The 17,167-nt window shown below is 59.5% G+C and carries 16 protein-coding genes; 15 read left to right on the top strand and 1 reads right to left on the bottom strand.

The window, feature by feature from the left end:
- Nucleotides 1-3: 3 nt before the first annotated feature.
- The 15 genes from OSC37_RS00610 (at nt 4) to OSC37_RS00540 (ending at nt 15,739) form a co-directional block, all read left to right on the top strand.
- Nucleotides 4-945 carry a segregation/condensation protein A gene (locus tag OSC37_RS00610; protein ID WP_267162667.1) on the top strand — a complete coding sequence of 314 codons (942 nt, stop codon included), beginning with the start codon at nt 4-6 and terminating at the stop codon, nt 943-945.
- 67 nt (nt 946-1,012) lie between these two features.
- Entirely contained in the window at nt 1,013-1,816 is an 804-nt protein-coding gene (locus tag OSC37_RS00605; RefSeq protein ID WP_267162666.1) for a hypothetical protein, read from the top strand.
- Between the two features lie 174 nt (nt 1,817-1,990).
- Nucleotides 1,991-3,931 (top strand): threonine--tRNA ligase, encoded by a 1,941-nt coding sequence (thrS, locus tag OSC37_RS00600; RefSeq protein ID WP_267162665.1) that lies wholly within the window; start codon nt 1,991-1,993, stop codon nt 3,929-3,931.
- Between the two features lie 54 nt (nt 3,932-3,985).
- Nucleotides 3,986-4,717, top strand: a complete 732-nt coding sequence (locus OSC37_RS00595) for an ABC transporter ATP-binding protein (RefSeq protein ID WP_267162664.1) — start codon at nt 3,986-3,988, stop codon at nt 4,715-4,717.
- Nucleotides 4,714-6,120 carry a hypothetical protein gene (locus OSC37_RS00590; RefSeq protein WP_267162663.1) on the top strand — a complete coding sequence of 469 codons (1,407 nt, stop codon included), beginning with the start codon at nt 4,714-4,716 and terminating at the stop codon, nt 6,118-6,120. The genes OSC37_RS00595 and OSC37_RS00590 overlap by 4 nt, the downstream gene beginning before the upstream one ends.
- 38 nt (nt 6,121-6,158) lie before the next feature.
- The gene (locus OSC37_RS00585; protein ID WP_267162662.1) at nt 6,159-6,938 is read left to right on the top strand and encodes an HAD-IIA family hydrolase; all 780 of its coding nucleotides are present in this window, start codon (nt 6,159-6,161) and stop codon (nt 6,936-6,938) included.
- 540 nt (nt 6,939-7,478) lie between these two features.
- On the top strand, nt 7,479-8,063 hold the full coding sequence (locus OSC37_RS00580; protein ID WP_303657467.1) for a hypothetical protein: 585 nt from the start codon (nt 7,479-7,481) through the stop codon (nt 8,061-8,063).
- A gap of 30 nt (nt 8,064-8,093) precedes the next feature.
- Nucleotides 8,094-8,927 (top strand): IS5 family transposase, encoded by an 834-nt coding sequence (locus OSC37_RS00575; RefSeq protein WP_267162661.1) that lies wholly within the window; start codon nt 8,094-8,096, stop codon nt 8,925-8,927.
- A gap of 121 nt (nt 8,928-9,048) precedes the next feature.
- Entirely contained in the window at nt 9,049-10,821 is a 1,773-nt protein-coding gene (locus OSC37_RS00570) for a methyl-accepting chemotaxis protein (RefSeq protein WP_303657466.1), read from the top strand.
- A 24-nt stretch (nt 10,822-10,845) separates the two neighbouring features.
- Nucleotides 10,846-12,084, top strand: coding sequence for an ABC transporter substrate-binding protein (locus OSC37_RS00565; protein WP_267162660.1), 1,239 nt, complete (start codon nt 10,846-10,848; stop codon nt 12,082-12,084).
- Nucleotides 12,085-12,775: 691 nt separating this feature from the next.
- Nucleotides 12,776-13,942 carry an acyl-CoA dehydrogenase family protein gene (locus OSC37_RS00560; protein WP_267162659.1) on the top strand — a complete coding sequence of 389 codons (1,167 nt, stop codon included), beginning with the start codon at nt 12,776-12,778 and terminating at the stop codon, nt 13,940-13,942.
- 60 nt (nt 13,943-14,002) lie between these two features.
- Nucleotides 14,003-14,194, top strand: coding sequence for a hypothetical protein (locus OSC37_RS00555; RefSeq protein ID WP_267162658.1), 192 nt, complete (start codon nt 14,003-14,005; stop codon nt 14,192-14,194).
- Between the two features lie 57 nt (nt 14,195-14,251).
- Nucleotides 14,252-15,094: a 3-methyl-2-oxobutanoate hydroxymethyltransferase gene (gene panB, locus OSC37_RS00550; protein WP_267162657.1), complete on the top strand. Its 843-nt coding sequence runs from the start codon at nt 14,252-14,254 to the stop codon at nt 15,092-15,094.
- A gap of 49 nt (nt 15,095-15,143) precedes the next feature.
- A complete protein-coding gene (gene samp2 / locus OSC37_RS00545) occupies nt 15,144-15,347 on the top strand; it encodes a ubiquitin-like small modifier protein SAMP2 (protein WP_267162656.1) in 204 nt (67 codons plus the stop codon).
- A gap of 2 nt (nt 15,348-15,349) precedes the next feature.
- Complete coding sequence (locus OSC37_RS00540; RefSeq protein WP_267162655.1) at nt 15,350-15,739, top strand: GNAT family N-acetyltransferase; 390 nt, start codon at nt 15,350-15,352, stop codon at nt 15,737-15,739.
- Between the two features lie 7 nt (nt 15,740-15,746).
- Here OSC37_RS00540 and OSC37_RS00535 read toward each other — a convergent pair whose 3' ends face one another.
- Complete coding sequence (locus OSC37_RS00535) at nt 15,747-17,162, bottom strand: phosphohexomutase domain-containing protein (RefSeq protein WP_267162654.1); 1,416 nt, start codon at nt 17,160-17,162, stop codon at nt 15,747-15,749.
- Nucleotides 17,163-17,167: the final 5 nt, after the last annotated feature.

The raw sequence follows: 17,167 nt of genomic DNA, 5'->3' as shown, positions 1-17,167 counted from the left end.
TGCGTGAGTGAGGAGGTACCGCTCGATATTGCCGGCCACGAGGACCGAGAGCGACCGTCCGGCGCGAGCGACCTCCTCGGCGAAGAGGACAGCGACGAGCAGCCAGCGCCCGAGACAGCAGACGAGAGCCCCCCAGAGGAGCCAGACGAAGAGGAGGTCGAGCCTGTCGAGGTGCTGGTCCAACTGGCTGAAGACGGTGCTATCGACCCCTGGGATATCGACATCGTCGAGGTGACTGACAAGTTCCTCGACCGACTCGATGAGGCCGACCTCCGGAGTTCGGGCCGCGCGCTTTTTTATGCGAGCGTCCTCCTGCGGATGAAAAGCGACGCGATACTCGACGAGGGCGAGCCAGACGAGGAGCCGGTCGAGCCCTGGGAGCAGGCGATGGACGGCGAGAGCGTACCCGAGGAGAGTGACCCGTTTTCGACCCTCGAAGCAGAGATGGACCGGCGACTGGAGCGAAAGCGTGCGCGGGGAATGCCACAGACACTGGACGAACTCGTTCGCGACCTCCGGGACGCGGAGCGCGACAACTGGTGGAAGGAGTCTCGCGAGTACGACACGAGCGATTCACCCGAACGCTACGACCGGGGCACCCAGGAACTCGACTACCGGTCGGCCGACCAGCTCCGGATGGACGACGAGCCGACAGAAGCAGAGGTGACCGAGAAGACACACGGCGAGGATATCGACGCAATCATTGAGGATGTCGGCGCTGTTGTCCGCGAGCAGTACGAACAGGGCCGTGCCGAAGTGCTGTTCAGGGAACTCGCCGGCGTCGGCGGGTCGCGGGTGGAGACCTATCTCGGATTGCTCTTTCTCTCTCACCGGGGAGTCCTCCGCCTCGAACAGGACGACATCTTCGGCGACCTCTGGATACGCGACCCCGACGCGGTCGATTCCACGCGTGATGGGCAGCTGAGTCGGAGCACACCGGAGTGAACGCTTCCGTCGGGTGGAGACCACCGCGTACGACAGATATATTCGTCCTGTCCGGGAATCAGAGAGTATGGATCGGCGGGCGTTTCTGGCGACAGGTGTCGGACTGGTGACAGCAACGGCTGGCTGTCTCGGAACCGACGACGATATCCAGACTGGCCGAGTCACCGTCGGTGGAACCATCAGTAACGACGAGGAGACCGTCCCCAGCGGCACCGTCGCCGAAGTGGACGGTGGGACGATGCGTCTGACGGCAACCGACATACAGCGGTCTGTGGTTGCACCACAGGACGGCAACAGCGTCTACGAGCCCGACGGCACGCAGTTTCTCGTGGCTCGGCTGGATACCACAAGCGTGATCGCCGAAAACCCTGTCGAGAATCTGGGGCTGTTACTCGACGGTGAGCCACCAGAGCTGCCACAGGGCACACCGCGGGTGGTAAATCTGAGCCCCAGTGAGAGAGCAGACCGACGCGGCAGCACTGATATCGCCTTCGCCGTGCCGACCGCCGCACCGTCGTCGGTTCGCATCCAGTTCTCGGCGCTGACAGACGTTTCCTGGCAAATTCCCGACTCGCTCGTCGAAAGATTCCAGCCCAGTCCTGACTTTTTCCTGGCCGCCGCCGAGATTGTCGACCAGAGGGGAGAGACCGAACTCGCACTGACAGTCGAGAACCGCGGCGACAGGGACGGCGTCTTCCGCTGTACGACGGCAGGAGATGCCGAGCGACCCGAGCCAGTCAGATTCACTGTCCGTGCTGGCGGGAGAGTCACCGTCTCGATTACGAACGATGCCGTCGGCGGGTGGCCCCCAGATGCTCAGTTTACACATCCGATTAGCCCAGACACGCGGGCGTTCGTGGTCGACGCCTGAGAGAGCCGCTCTCCGAGCGCAATCTTTTTGACCAGTGGCGAGATAGGGGGAGGTATGATGGTAGGTGTCCGTTTTACAGGCCCGCTGTGATCGACACCTGCTTCCGTGTGCTGGTCCCGAGCAGCCACGGCGTCACTCCGTTCCTTTCCGCGTTCTCTCGGGGGAGGTATACTGATGTCACGACAAGCGTCTACCATAACTGTCGTCCTCCCGGACGGCTCGGAGATGGAGGTTGAGCACGGTGCAACGGTCGAGGATGTCGCCCACGAAATCGGTCCGGGTCTTGGCCGGGATACGGTCGCGGGTGTCGTCGACGGCGACCTGGTCGACAAGGCGACACCGCTGACCGAGGACTGTCGCCTCGAAATCGTCACCGAGAGTAGCGACGAGTACCTCGACGTGCTCCGCCACACCGGCGCTCACGTCTTCGGACAGGCACTCCAGCGGCTGTACCCCGAAGCGAACCTCGCCATCGGTCCTTCGACCGACGACGGCTTCTACTACGACATCGCGGGTGTCGACCTCGACGAGGACGACCTCGCAGAGATTGAAGCCGAAATGGAAGCGATTGTCGAGGCAGATTACGAGCTTCACAGGGAGGAACGCCCCCACGAGGAGGCGTTCGAGACCTACGACGACAACCCGTACAAGCAGGACATCCTCGACGCGGAGGCCGCCGGCGAGGAGACAGTCTCCTTCTATGTTCAAGACGACTGGGAGGATCTCTGTCAGGGTCCACACGTCGACTCGACGGGCGATATCGGCGCGATTACCCTACTTGAGATGTCCGCGGCCTACTGGCGCGGCGACGAGGAAAACGACCAGCTCACCCGCGTCTACGGCAGCGCCTTCGAGAGCGAGGACGACCTGGAGGCCTTTATCCAGCGCCGCGAGGAGGCAAAAGAGCGCGACCACCGGAAAATCGGCCGCGAGATGGACCTCTTCTCGGTGCCCGAACACTCACCGGGCTGTGTCCACTTCCACCCCAATGGGATGGAAATTCGCCGTGAGCTGGAGGAGTATATCCGGACGAAAAACGACGACCTCGGCTACGACGAGGTCTGGACGCCGGAACTGAACAAGGCGGAGCTCTGGAAGCCGACGGGCCACTACGACAACTTCAAAGAGAACGGTGAGATGTTCGCCTGGGAACAGGACGAGACCGAGTACGGCCTCAAGCCGATGAACTGCGCGAACCACGCCCATGTCTACCAGGAGGGGCAGTACTCCTACCGGGACCTCCCGGTGCGGTTCTCCGAGTTCGGCACCTGCTACCGGAACGAACAGTCCGGCGAACTCTCGGGGCTGCTCCGGGTTCGTGGATTCACGCAGGACGACGGCCACGCGTTCATCCGACGCGACCAAATCGAGGAAGAGATCACCCAGACGCTGTCGAGCATCGAAGACATCTACGACCAGTTCGGCATCGAGGTCGCATACAAGCTAGAAACCCAGGGCGACAACGCGGTCGGGAGCGACGACATCTGGGAGGAGGCGACCCAGGGACTGCGGGGATCGCTGGAATCGCTCGGCCTCGATTACGATGTCGAGCACGGCGAAGCCGCCTTCTACGGGCCGAAAATCGCACTCAACGGAATCGATGCGCTCGGCCGTGAGTGGACCATCGGCACGGTCCAGCTCGATTTCAACATCCCCGAGCGCCTCGATCTGACTTACGTCGGCAAGGATAACGAGGACCACCGGCCGGTGATGGTCCACCGTGCGCTGTTGGGCAGCATCGAGCGGTTCATGGGCGTCATGATAGAGCACTTCAACGGGAACTTCCCGACCTGGCTCGCGCCCGAACAGGTCCGGATTCTCCCAGTCTCGGACGACAATATCGGCTACGCCAAGCGGCTGAAAAACGCCGACCTCGGCCAGTTCCGGGTCGAAATCGAGGACCGCTCCTGGACCGTTGGAAAGAAGATTCAACAGGCCCACGACGACCGCGTTCCGTACATGCTCATCGTCGGCGACGACGAGGAGGAAGCCGGCACCGTCTCGGTCCGGGACCGCTTCGAGAACCAGGAGAGTGATGTCGACACCAAGGCGTTCCGCGACCACCTCAGCCAAGAGAGGAACGAGCGCCGCGTCGAACCCGACTTCCTGAAGTAGTCCGCCGGTCCCCGCAGCAATCTTATAAGTAACCACGCGGCCATAGTTTAACCAATGCCAGCAGTGGAGACGACGGGGTTGACCAAAGAGTACGGGGCAGTCCGCGCGCTCGATGGACTTGATTTGACAATCGAGCGGGGAGAGCTCTACGGCCTGTTGGGGCCCAACGGGTCGGGCAAGACCACGACAATTGAGATTCTGACAGGCCAGCGTGTCCCCACCGCCGGAGCGGTGTCGGTGCTCGGCATCGACCCCGTCGAGAATCCGCTCGACGTTCGGCGCTCTGTCGGTATCCTTCCCGAGCGCGAGGACCCACCCAGCTTCCTGACGCCGCGGGAGTATCTCCAGTTTGTCGGCGACGTGCGCGATATTCCAGACATCGAGGACCGAATCGACGAGTGGTCGACGAAACTGGAGTTTCGGGGCATCCTCGACACGCTTTCGACTGACCTCTCGGAAGGAGAACGTCAGCGGGTGATGCTCGCACAGGTGTTCATCCACGAGCCGGAACTGGTCTTCATCGACGAGCCGCTGGTAAACCTGGACCCGCTGATGCAGGCCGAGGTCAGAGAGATTCTCACGAGCTACTGCGAGGCCGGTAACACGCTCTTTCTCTCCACACATTTCATGGAGGTCGCAGAGGAGCTCTGTACGCGTGTCGGCATCATCGCCGAGGGGAAACTGCGCACCGAGCGCGACCCACAGGCACTCGACGACGAGGGCCTGCTGGAGACGTTTGCGACCGAACTCGACGACGAGTCTGCCGTGGAGGCCGGTCGGCCGTGAGGCTGAACCGCGTCCTGTTTCGCCGGATGCTCGTCGAGGAGTTCCGGATGCACACCTCGCTGTTCGGCGTCCGGCGGTTCCTGTTTTTCCCGGTCTTCGTCGCTGCCGTTGTCACTGCCGGTGCGTGGCTACTCGGGCTGACGGGTACGGCGATGGAGACCGTGGTTGCCGGCATCCATCTCCTCGTCTTTTTCTTCGGGCTGCAGGTCGGGACTGCCGGCCTCATCGGTCGGGACGCGATGCGTAACGTCCTCGGTGAAATGACGCTTCTGGTTTTCTCGGCCAGAACGCTGCCCGTCTCGCGGCGGCAGTTGTTGAGTGTCTTCCTCCTCAAGGACCTAGTCTACTACTTCGCGTTCTTTCTCACGCCGATTACAGCCGGGTTCCTGCCGCTTGTCGCCGTCGGAGAGCTGTCGGCGACGAATCTCGCGGCCCTGTGGCTCACCATCACGGGCACATTCGCCCTCGGAGCAGCGTCGAGCCTGACACTCGTCGGTATCGCCAGCCGGAGTAAGGCGGCGGTCGTTGCGGTGGTCGCTGGCGTTGTCGTCGGCATCTTCGCCGAGGCGGTTACGCTCGTCTCGTACGCCCCCTACGGGGCATATCTCGACCAGACGCCGACAGGGGTCGTGACCGGGGTGGTTCCGCTCATTGTCTTGCTCGTCGTCAGCCCACTCGTATTCAAGCCGACAGCCAGCCGGAGCGTCAGGCGCTTCGAGTCGGGACAGTTCAACCGGCTTCGCTCGCTCGGCGACGGACTCACCGCCCGGCCACTGTTAGAGGTGACACGCTCAAGTGGCTCGGTCTGGAAGGTCGCCTTCTCGCTCGGCGTGCTCTTTGGCGTGGCGGCGCTGCTGCTAGACCGCGTTGCCGTTGCCACGAGAATCGAGCCGTCTGCGGGTATCGCCTTCGGAACGTTGCTCGCGCTCGGGACCTTCACCACCTACAACTGGGTGACCCAGTTCGACGAGCCACGGGAGTATCTCCGGTACCCGGTCGGGATGAGTGCTGTCTTTCGCGGGAAACGTCGAGCGTTCTTCGTGCTCTCGTTGCCGACCGGCGTCGCGTATCTGGCGCTGGCGGCGTTCTGGTATCCGGTTGTCGACCTGCTCGCTGGCCTCATAATCTTCCCGCTCGTCTCTGTGTACGTCTACGGTGTCACCGCCTACCTGACCGGACTTTCCGCGAACGAGTTGCTTTTCGACACATCGCTGTTTGCGGCCTACGGCGCAGCACTCGCTGCCGTCGCGACGCCGCTGCTCGTCGCCGCGCTTGCGTACGGGACCGCGCCGGGACGCTCTCTCGGCGTTGCCGTCGCCATCTCTGTCTTCGCGGCGGCTATCGGAGCTGTGCTCTCGCGGCGAGTCGGACCACGCTGGCAGCGCCGACTCCGGGCCGAGTGAACCACTGCCGTTATACCACTTCAGTCGTCGGGCTATGTATGGACGGTGCCATCGTCGACCTCGACGGAACTGTGTACCGCGGCGAAACGTTGCTTCCGGGTGCTGCCGACGGCGTCGACGCGCTCCGGTCGGTGGGGCTCGATATCCTGTTTTTCTCGAACAACCCAGTTCGGGACAGCGCGGCCTACGCCACATACCTCACAGAACTCGGAATTCAGACCAAACCCGACGAGGCCTGCTCGTCTGGTGTCGTCACGACAGAGTTCCTGCGCGAGAACCACCCCAGCGACCAGATTTACTTCATCGGTGACGAGCGACTCCAAGACCAGCTACGTGGCTCTGGAGTACAGCTCACCACGATACCAGGTGAAGCCGACGTGTTGCTGGTTTCGTGGACACCGACGTTCGGCTACACTGACCTGCAAGCCGCCCTGGATGTCGACGAGTCGGTCCCGTTCTACGGTACGGACCCCGACAGGACGTTTCCCGACGAAGACGGCAGGAAGGTGCCCGGCTCGGGGGCAATGATCGGATCGGTTGCTGAGACCATCGGCCGAGAGCCCGACGCGATACTCGGGAAACCCTCCGAGACAGCACTGGAGTACGCGCTGAACCGACTCGACACTGATCCGGAGTCCTGTCTGGTCGTCGGCGACCGCTTGGATACGGACCTCCTCCTGGGGGACCGCGCAGGGATGACGACGGTGCTTGTCGAAACGGGTATCGCCGACAGCAACGATATCGAGGACAGCTCAATAACACCGGATTATGTCGTCGATTCGCTCGGGGATATCGAAGCTGTGTTGAGCCAGCTCTGAGAGTCCATCACAGACAACACGACAAGAATTCACAAACAAAAAGACAAAACCAAGCCAGAGGGGCAGAGTTGGTTTCATAGTAATTATTTCGGGTCGTTACCGCCATTGGTTCGCTTATCTCCCGTATCGGATCATGAAACAAGCGATTCACGAAAACAGGTCTGAACAGTACCGCAATAATTATTATCAGAATAGGTACAATAGCTCCGTTGATGGTCATAATAGCGAGCTATTACCGGTGTCGTGTCGCTCGTTCTATATTTCGGACCGTGAATCAACTGATCTTATAGACCTGATTGGACAGTTTCCGTCCGTCAGTTCGGTCGATACGACATCACACAGGGCCGCCAGACCCGCTGTAGTCTCAACATCCCGAAGCCAGAGAGGTAAGTAACGCATTTGGGAAGACACACTGTCTACAATCATCTAACACAGTACAGTCGTTATCAGGAGATTACCATGACAACCGTTGTCATATTCATTCGTGATAACTGGTCAATCAGATATATATCTACTAACTCATCATTCACCAGTATGGGTATGAGAAAGTACATCCCAGTGGCACTACGGAGAAGCCTCATTCGGAAGGCTGCCGTGGTCATTCTGGTTGTGACACTTGTCCTCGGGGTGTTTGGACTGTTCACGATACAAGAGGTTTCGTCCGAAGTGACGGAACAACGTGACACAGAGTTACTCACAAGTACTGAACAGGAGGCAGCGTCGTTAGAGGAGTGGATTAGTCGACAGCGATCTGCCACAACGTATCTCTCACAAGATAACAAGATTCAGACGGCAGAGCAAGGAGAGAGATCGGAGGTGCTGCAAAATCGGATTTCTAGATTAACGTCGACAGCCGTCTCAGTTCATTATGTTGATTTGTCATCAGATCAAATACTGTCTTCGACCGACGAGAGCGTTGAGGGAGCCTCATACAGTTCGTTCTCGATACCGTGGCGTGGAGAAGGTTTGAATTTCTACGGCGGAGGCGATGCTATCATGTCGAGTGTCTTTGAATATCAGGGGCAGTCAGTCGTGGCGTTCGCAAGCAAGCAGCCCGACACAGAGAATGCAATTTTCGGCTCTGGTGAATCACTAGACAGCAGCGGAACGAACCGTCAGAACTAGGGAAGTGAAGCGGGAAAGTCCGATTGATCCATGTCGAAAATCTCCCGCTTCACTCAGAGAGTGGTGACGTTAGCAAAAAATGCTGTTGGTGGCCGAGGCGAAGCTGCCGCCCCCGAAGGGGGTGGCGGCTTCGCCGATTACGCCGTCGTTTCCCTGCACTGTCTCCGGATTTACTTGGCAAAATCCTACCGCGACGCACTTGATTTGCTGAGCGAGATGCCACAAATTTTGGCCGAGATAGGGCTCGAACCGGACGAGTTGCCTGATCATTCGACGTTAGTGAAGTGGTTTGATAGAATCACGATGGCAGTCTGGCGAGTGCTCCTGCGCTGCTCCGCGCAGGAGCACGAGCCATCGGGACACGCTGCCATCGATTCGACGTATTTCGACCGCGAGAGCGCCTGCAAACACTACTGCCGCCGTACCAACTACCGTGTCCAGACGCTCAAAACAACCGCACTCGTGGACACAGATTCTCAAGCAATCCTCGATGTCCACTGCACAACCGGGAAACGCCACGACACGCAGATCGGCTGGCAGGTCGCCCTGCGCAACGCGGGCGACCTGCACAGCCTTGCCGCTGACAAGGGCTATGACTGGCAGGAGTTACGCGACAAATTGCGCGAAGAAGGCGTGAGACCACTGATCAAACATCGTGAGTTCTCTCCCATCGACCACGCACACAACGCGCGGATTGATTCGGCTGATTACGGTCAGCGATCACTCTCTGAAACAGTGTTCTCCTCGATCAAACGCACGCTCGGCCACGCCGTGCGTGCCCGAGCGTGGTACCGCGAGTTCCGCGAGATTGCCGCAATGTGTCTCGTCTACAACATCAAACGAAGCTTTACCCACCCAAATTAGGCCACGTATGGCGATTCACCAGAGCCCAATTTTCGTGTTTCATAGTGTCGAAAGACGTGGAGAAGGGTTTAGTAGGAACATCAACGGCAGTTACACGCAGGTCGTTGATATCAACGGACAAGTGCAGTTTGCAGCGGACGAGTCCGCTCTTAATGCCGAATACGGTGCTGGAACCGATGCTCCGGTGATTGCAAAGGGACTGACAACAGCAAGTGGCATTGAGTCTCGCGGCGATCTCCTGATTGGACACGCAAAGATCGCAGGTTCTGACTGGGTGCTTCTTAAGCATGCACCAAAATCAAACGCGTACGCCCTCCGACAGAGCGTTCAGACTGATATCATCATCCTGATCGTGGCTGCACTCGTCGGTATTTCGGCGCTCGTGCTTATTGTCGGCCGTGATGCATTGAGTTCACTGAGCACTCTCTCGGACCGCGCAGCGGCTATTGCAACCGGGGATATCGATACCGATATCGAAGATGAAGGGCGACTTGACGAGGTTGGACAGGTGCGAGACTCGTTCCGAGAGACACAGGAGTATCTCCAGACAGTTGCAGGACAGGCGGACGCACTTGCACAACAGCAGTTCGATGCCGATGTGCTTGACGAGGAGGTGCCAGGACGGCTGGGAGACTCACTCGACAAGATGCAGGCAGATCTTGAAACCTCGATTGCAGAGCTCGAAGAGGCACAGCAGACTGCCGAGGCATCCCGACAGGAAGCCGAAGAGCTCGCAACGGCACTGGAGTCACAGGCAGAAGATGTCCGAAATGCGGTCGAACACGCCGCTGACGGTGACTTGACACAGCGACTCGACACGGACACAAGCCACGATTCGATGGAGGCGATTGCGACGGCGTTCAACAGCCTCCTCGATGAGCTTGAACGAACAATCCATCGGATTCAAGAGTTCTCTGAAGATGTCGCCGAGTCGAGCGAACATATCAATACCAGCGCAAAGGAGGTGAAACGGGCAAGTACCGAAGTGAGCGAGACCGTTCAGGAGATGTCTGCCGACGCCCAACAGCAGGACGAGATCGTTCAGGAAGTGTCAAACGAGATGACCGACCTCTCGGCAACAATCGAAGAGATCGCGTCTTCGTCTGACGAAGTTGCCCAGCAATCCGAGAGCGCAGTGACGGTTGGCGATGACGGACGAAAACAATCAGTGAACGCCATCGAAGAGATGGAGGCAGTCGATGAACAGGCGAACAAAACCATTGCCGAGATGGAAGAGTTGGACGAGGAAATGACACAGATCGGTGAGATTGTGACACTCATCGATGACATCGCCGAGCAAACGAACATGCTCGCACTCAACGCCTCTATTGAAGCCGCCAGAGCAGGAGAAGCTGGCGAAGGGTTCGCTGTTGTCGCAGATGAGATCAAGTCACTCTCGAAGGAGACAACGGAGGCAACAAAGGAGATTGAGACGCTCATTGCCGATGTTCAGACGTCTACGAGCGATGCTGTCACCGACATGCGAGACATGGGAGAGCGCCTTACCGAGGGGATGACGACAGTCGAAGATACAGTCGAAACGCTCGAAACAATCGTTGAGCGAATTGAAGAGGCAAACGATGGCGTCCAGACAATCAACGATGCTACTGACGAGCAGGCAGCCACGACAGAAGAGGTGGTTTCGATGGTCGACGAAGTCGGATCTATCAGTGATAACACAGCGGATCGAGCGGAGGACGCGGCTGCTGCTGCAGAAGAGCAGACTGCTTCGATAACGGAGGTCACCGAACACATGCAGAGCCTCTCGACGCAGTCAGCTGACCTGTATGACCTCCTAACTCAGTTCGAAGTGAGAGAACGGAAGGCAACCGCAGACGGGGGCCAGTCTCCCAAACCAACGGCAGAGACCGACTCATCACAGGATGGGCAATAACACGAGAACCCACAATACAGAACTATGACAGATACCAACGACTACTCTCGGCGACAGCTCATGAAAGCAGCCGCGGCCAGTACAGTGGCGAGTTCGGCGCTTGCTGGTTGTAGTGGCATCCTCGGGGATGACGCCGATAGTGCAGGCGAGTGGAGAAACGAAGAGCTTGCGACGGTGACAGCGCCATCGTTTGACGAGTTGTACCAGGCCGACACCGTGGACTCGAATCCTGGGACCGTGAATCATCTGACTTGGTCAGGATACGAAGCGGCGAACGTCCAGGCTCCGTTCCAGAAAAAGTTCAACTGTGAGACAGGGCTCGACCTATTTACGTCTAATCCTGCCGCGTTTGATCGCCTCAACGGTGGCGAGTGGCAGGACTTTCACCACGCCACGTTCGATATGGCGTGGCTGCCAAATCTTGCAGAAGCGGGTTTAATTCGTCCGCTAGACTACGAGCAATGGAAGCCGTACACGTTCGATAAGTACACAGACAGGTTCCAGAAGAGCGAAGGCTACAAATACGCCTTCCTCGATGAAAGCGACTACTCTTTCGATGTCGATGGGAAAATGTATGGAGTGCCCCAGCGGTACGGATGGGCGTCGTTTGCGGTGAATACAAACACCGTCGACTCATCCGATTACAGCAGCTACGATGCAGCCTGGTCCGACGAATACGATGTTGGCGTCTACGACCTCCCGTTTTGGGGCGTTCAGATTGTGATGCTGCGCGAAGGTATCGAGCCGTACAAAAGCCATTCGGAGGCCGAAATCGAGCAAATTCGGGAGGCGACGGTTGATCTATTCGAGAACGCAAAAACTGTCGTTCCGGATATCGCGTCACTGAACGCTGCCCTGCGGAACAACGAAATCGATATTGGCTTCATCTCGGGGAGCTGGATTAACGGAAGTATTCGCCGGGGAGGCAACTTCCAGTACGAAGCCCACGTCCCCGAAGAGGGAAGTGTTATCTGGGTTGAAACGACGACGATGCTCAAAGGGGACCACCCCGCGGTATCAGACAACTATCTGGCGTACATGCAGCACGGAATTACTGCGAAGAGCCTCATGTGGCCGACGGTCGGTGGAACGAATGTCGTGCCCCACCAGTCAGCCATCGACAATCTCAATCGACGCCAGCGGGATGTATTGCGAGTGGATGATATTCCGGAGATTATCGACAGGTCAGTGTTTTACACTGGCGTCCCCGATCTGGACCGACTCATCTCGGTCTGGGAAGACGCAAAGGCGCAAGCCCAATAAATCGGCTCGTAGACAGCGAGAATCGTCTGAGGAATTATCCGACGACGACCGATCTACGGAGCCAGTTGTCGGTGCGGTGATCTGGCTGACGTTGCTGGTCGCGTTCGGACTGTTATGCACGAGTGTCGCATTATCTTGGGTCGCTTTTTGGGTCGGCTTCGGAGGCGGGTTACCGATGAATATCGAACTCATACCGAAATAGCAGCGGCAATGAGGTCATTCAGCACTGAGACAAGGGCAGGAGACACACTCAGAGTGTCATAGAAGCGCGACACACGTCGCGGACTCATCGACGAGGAGGTCGACCACCGAGTCGAGCGCCTGCGTGAGACGGAGTCCGTTCGCGACGCCCGATCGGACGCCGAGGAGATCAGTGACGATGACCGGAGAGAGCGAGAACTCGACAGAGAGTGAGCCGACCTGGCCGAGTAGTGTTCAGATAGGGTTTCAATTCGATCGAGACGAGCCAGAAAGCCCTCGCCAGTTCCAGTCCCGCGCCTCGTTGCGCGCTTCGAGCCTTTCAGGCTCTGCAGTGCTTACGTCGGCGGGATTCCCGGAACTGGCTCGCCCTTTCAGTCCGCCAGGATTCGGCTGATTGGCCGGCAGAAACTGGCCCGTTGATTGGTGCTTATCTGAACACCGCCCCTGGCCGAACCTAAAGGCATAATAGGCGAGGGTCGAACAGTAGTGTATGCTCGATTACTTCGACATCGAGGAGAAACTGACCCAAGAGGAGCGTCTCATCCGGGACGAGGCTCGTAAGTTCGTCGACGAACGGGTTCGCCCGGACATCGGCGACCACTACGAGGAGGGGACGTTCCCAACGGAGATCATCTCTGAGATGGGGGAGATGGGGTTTTACGCGCCGAATCTCGACGGCTACGGGTTGCCTGGCGTCAGCGAGACTGCCTACGGACTGCTGATGCAGGAACTGGAGGCCTGCGATTCGGGCCTGCGCTCGATGGCGAGTGTCCAGGGCGCGCTCGTGATGTACCCGATTCACGCCTACGGTTCCGACGCACAGAAAGACGAGTGGCTGCCGAAGCTCGGCGAGGGAGAGGCCGTCGGCTGTTTCGGACTCACCGAACCGGAACACGGCTCGAACCCCTCGGCGATGGAGACCCACGCCGAGAAGACCGATGAGGGGTACGTGCTCAACGGCTCGAAGACGTGGATAACGAACTCGCCGATTGCCGACGTTGCTGTCGTCTGGGCGCGAGATAAATCCGAGCCGGAGACACCTGTCCGGGGCTTCCTCGTCGAGACCGACCGAGACGGCGTGACGACGAACAAAATCGACGAGAAGCTCTCGCTACGGGCCTCCATCACGGGCGAAATCGACCTCAGCGATGTCTGGATTCCGGAGGCGAACCGACTCCCCGGCGTCGAGGGGATGAAGGGGCCGCTGTCGTGTCTCACACAGGCCCGATACGGAATCGCCTGGGGCGTAATCGGTGCGGCCCGAGACAGCTTCGAGCAGGCTCGCGAGTACGCCCTCGAACGCGACCAGTTCGACGGTCCGATTGCCCGCTTCCAGATGCAACAGGAGAAACTCGCCGAGATGGCGACACAGATTACGCTCGGCCAACTGCTCGCCGTTCGCCTGGCCGAACTCAAAGAGGCAGGCGAGATGCGTCCACAGCACGTCTCGATGGCAAAGCGCAACAACGTCCGCATGGCGCGTAACCAGTCTCGCGTCGCTCGGGAGATACTCGGCGGCAACGGGATCACGCTCGATTACTCGCCGATGCGTCACATGTCGAACATGGAGACGGTCTACACCTACGAGGGGACCCACGACATCCATACACTGATTATTGGCGAAGAGCTCACTGGCATCCCTGCCTACAACCAGTAGACAGGCCGGCTTGCAGGCCTGAACCGGGACACTCAAACGGGACCACCAGTAACCATCGACATGGCGTATCCAACAATCGACCGAGTCGATGTGGCGACCTACGGATTCATGCTCGGTCTGCTTGGATTCGTGTACTTTGTCTATCCGAACCATTTCCTCCAGGTGGCAGCGTGGTACACGAACATCATGATATTCACCTGCTGGACCGGCTACTTCTTTTATCGACTGGCGTTTGGCGAATCGCCGCTGTGAGGGTGAGTGTTTGGGGGATGCAACGTTTTACAAACACACCAGTTCAACCCACTTCCAATGCAGGACCGAACATCGGTAAGTGATATCTGGACACGGTACGAGAACGGGGAGACGCTGACGATGCTGACGGCCTACGACGCGCCGATTGCCACACAGGTCGACGCAGGCGGCGTCGACATGATTCTGGTGGGCGACTCGGCCGCGGACAACCACCTCGGTCACGACGATACGCTTCCGCTGACGATGGAGGAAGCACTCTCGAACACCGCCGCCGTCGACCGCGCTGCCGAAGATGCGATGGTGGTCGGCGATATGCCGTTTCTGTCCTACGGCGCTTCGATGGAGGAGTCAGTCGAGAACGCCGGCCGGTTCATGAAAGAAGCCGGAGCTGACGCGGTCAAGCTCGAGACGGCCCCCCACGGTGAGACGACAATCGAGATTATCGACCGGTTGACCGAGCTCGGGATTCCGACGATGGGACATATCGGATTCACGCCCCAGCGGATGCACCAGATTGGCGGCCCGTACATCCAGGGGCGCGGGCAGACGAGTTCGGCCGCAGTCGACGAACTCGTCGAGACGGCCGAGCGACTGGAGGAAGCAGGTGTGTTCACAATCGTTCTGGAGACGGTCACCGAGGAGGTCGGTAAACGGGTCACCGAGGCAGTCGACGTTCCCACCATCGGCATCGGCGCGGGCCGCTACGTCGACGGCCAGGTGCTCGTTATCACCGATATGCTGGGGCTCGGCGGCGAGGCATTCAAGCTCTCGAAACAGTACGCCGACCTCGACAGCGAAATCAGGGGCGCTGTCGAGGATTACGTCGACGACGTGAAAGAAGGCGAGTTCCCGGCCGAGGAGAACACCTACGAGCCACTGGACGAGGAGACAGATAACTGACTCCGTCGGTACCGATACGCTCAAGACAGCCGCGCCGCGAACGATGGATATGGGAATCACCGTCGAGCTCGTCGGTGAAGGGAGTCAGGAGGTCGAGGCCGACGCAGACAGCTACGGCGACCTTCTCGCCCCGTTCGACGTGAGCAAACACGAGGTCTCGATTTTCGTCGACGGCCAGCCGGTCCCGGAAGACGAACCGATAGACACGACAGTCGAGCACGTCCGCGTGCTCCGTCTCATCAAAGGCGGGTGACGATGGAAATCCGACTCGCGGCCCCCGAGGAGCGTCCGGCCGTGCGAGGTGTGGTAGATGCCGGCCTGCTCGAACTCGACTCTGAGCGACTCTCGACGGCAATCGAGCACGACGAGGTGCTCGTCGCCGTCAGCGAGACGGGAACCGTCGTCGGCGCGTTGGTTCTGGAGGAAGCTGAGATTCTCGCCGTCGCCGTCAGGAAAGGACGACAGGGACAGGAAATCGGGACGAAACTCGTCGAGGAGGCAGCGACTCATCACAATACACTGTCCGCAGAGTTCCACGAACGGGTCCGGCCGTTCTGGGAGTCACTCGGGTTCGAAATAACAACCGCCGGACAGGCGAACCGATACAGGGGAGAGCTGTCGACATTCAAGCGCGTTGAAAAGTAGAGGTGTGTTACTGGTCGCCGACGAGCGGTTCGACGACAGAGTATCCTGCATCGAGTAGTTCAGACACACGGGATTCAGCGGTTGCTTCGGCGTATATTCGGAGTTTCGGCTCGGTGCCAGACGGTCGTACGAGCACCCAGGTCCCGTCGGCGAGAACGAGTTTGACGCCGTCGACGCTACTCACGCTCTCGACTGAGGCCCCGGCGAGTTCACTGGGCAGGTTGCCTTCCAGCGCGTCGAGCACTGCGTCTTTCTGCTCGTCGGGGCAATCGACACTACGACGACCCTGGTGTATCTCACCGTGGGTTTCGAAGAGGTGGTCGATCCGCTCGTCAAGCGGTCGTTCGACGTGTGCCGTCGCCGCAATCAGGGCGACCAACACGCCGTCTTTGTTCCGGAGGTGGGCAGTCACGCCGTATCCGCCGCTCTCCTCGCCGCCGGCGAGTGCGTCGTACTCGCCCATCGCCTTGGCCACCCACTTGAATCCGACTGCTGTTTCGTAGACACTCCGGTCGTCGGCCGCCGCGATGCGGTCGACGAGGCTGCTCGTCGGGACCGTTCGTACCACGTCGCCATCGCCGTGTTCGAGGAGGAAATCGTAGACGAGCGCCAGTACGATATTCGGGTCGAGGAAGCCCCGTTCGGGCGTGACGATACCCACGCGGTCGGCGTCTCCGTCGTTGACGAAGCCGATGTCGGCACCGCCGGATGTCACGTCTTCGACGACCGCAGTTGCATTCTCGGGGGTCGGCTCCGGTGCCGTCCCGCCGAAATCCGGCGTTCGCTCACAGCGACGGCCGCTGACCGATGCACCTGCACGGGACAAGACCTCGTCGGTGACGCCGCGACCACTTCCGTGCATGGCGTCGTATGCGACGGTCAGCCCATCGAGGTTCACGTCGACGCCGAATTCCTCCCCGAGAAACGCCGAGACGTGTTCGACATACGGCGTCAGCAGGTCACGCTCGTCGCGCTCCCCTGGCGGACCGTCGGTCTCCTGAGGAGGCTCCAGGCGTTGTTCGAGTTCGTCGGTCACATCGGGGACGGCGGGTGCACCGTTTCCGGGGACGAATTTGACGCCGTTGTACGACGGCGGATTGTGCGAGGCAGTGATGACGAGCCCACCAGCGAACTCGCCGCTCGCGACAGTCCAGGCCAGCGCCGGGGTTGGACAGTCACGATTTGACAGGACAACGTCGCGCCCGTTTGCCGTGAGTACCGCCGCGAGGTCCTCGGCGAAGCCTCGCGAGTGCTCGCGGGCGTCGTAGCCGATAGCGACTGCACCAGGTTCATCATCGAGATAGGAAGCAACGGCCTGGCCGACCATCCGCACGCGCTCGCTCGTGAACGTCGAGAGCGGCGCACGCCATCCGTCTGTTCCGAAGGTTATCTCTGCTCGCGTCCCAGGGGCCTCGTTTCCCATAGGGA

Origin of the sequence: Halovenus salina (assembly GCF_026410925.1) — an archaeon.
Classification (GTDB): domain Archaea; phylum Halobacteriota; class Halobacteria; order Halobacteriales; family Haloarculaceae; genus Halovenus; species Halovenus salina.
This window is presented reverse-complemented; position numbering and strand designations above follow the sequence as displayed.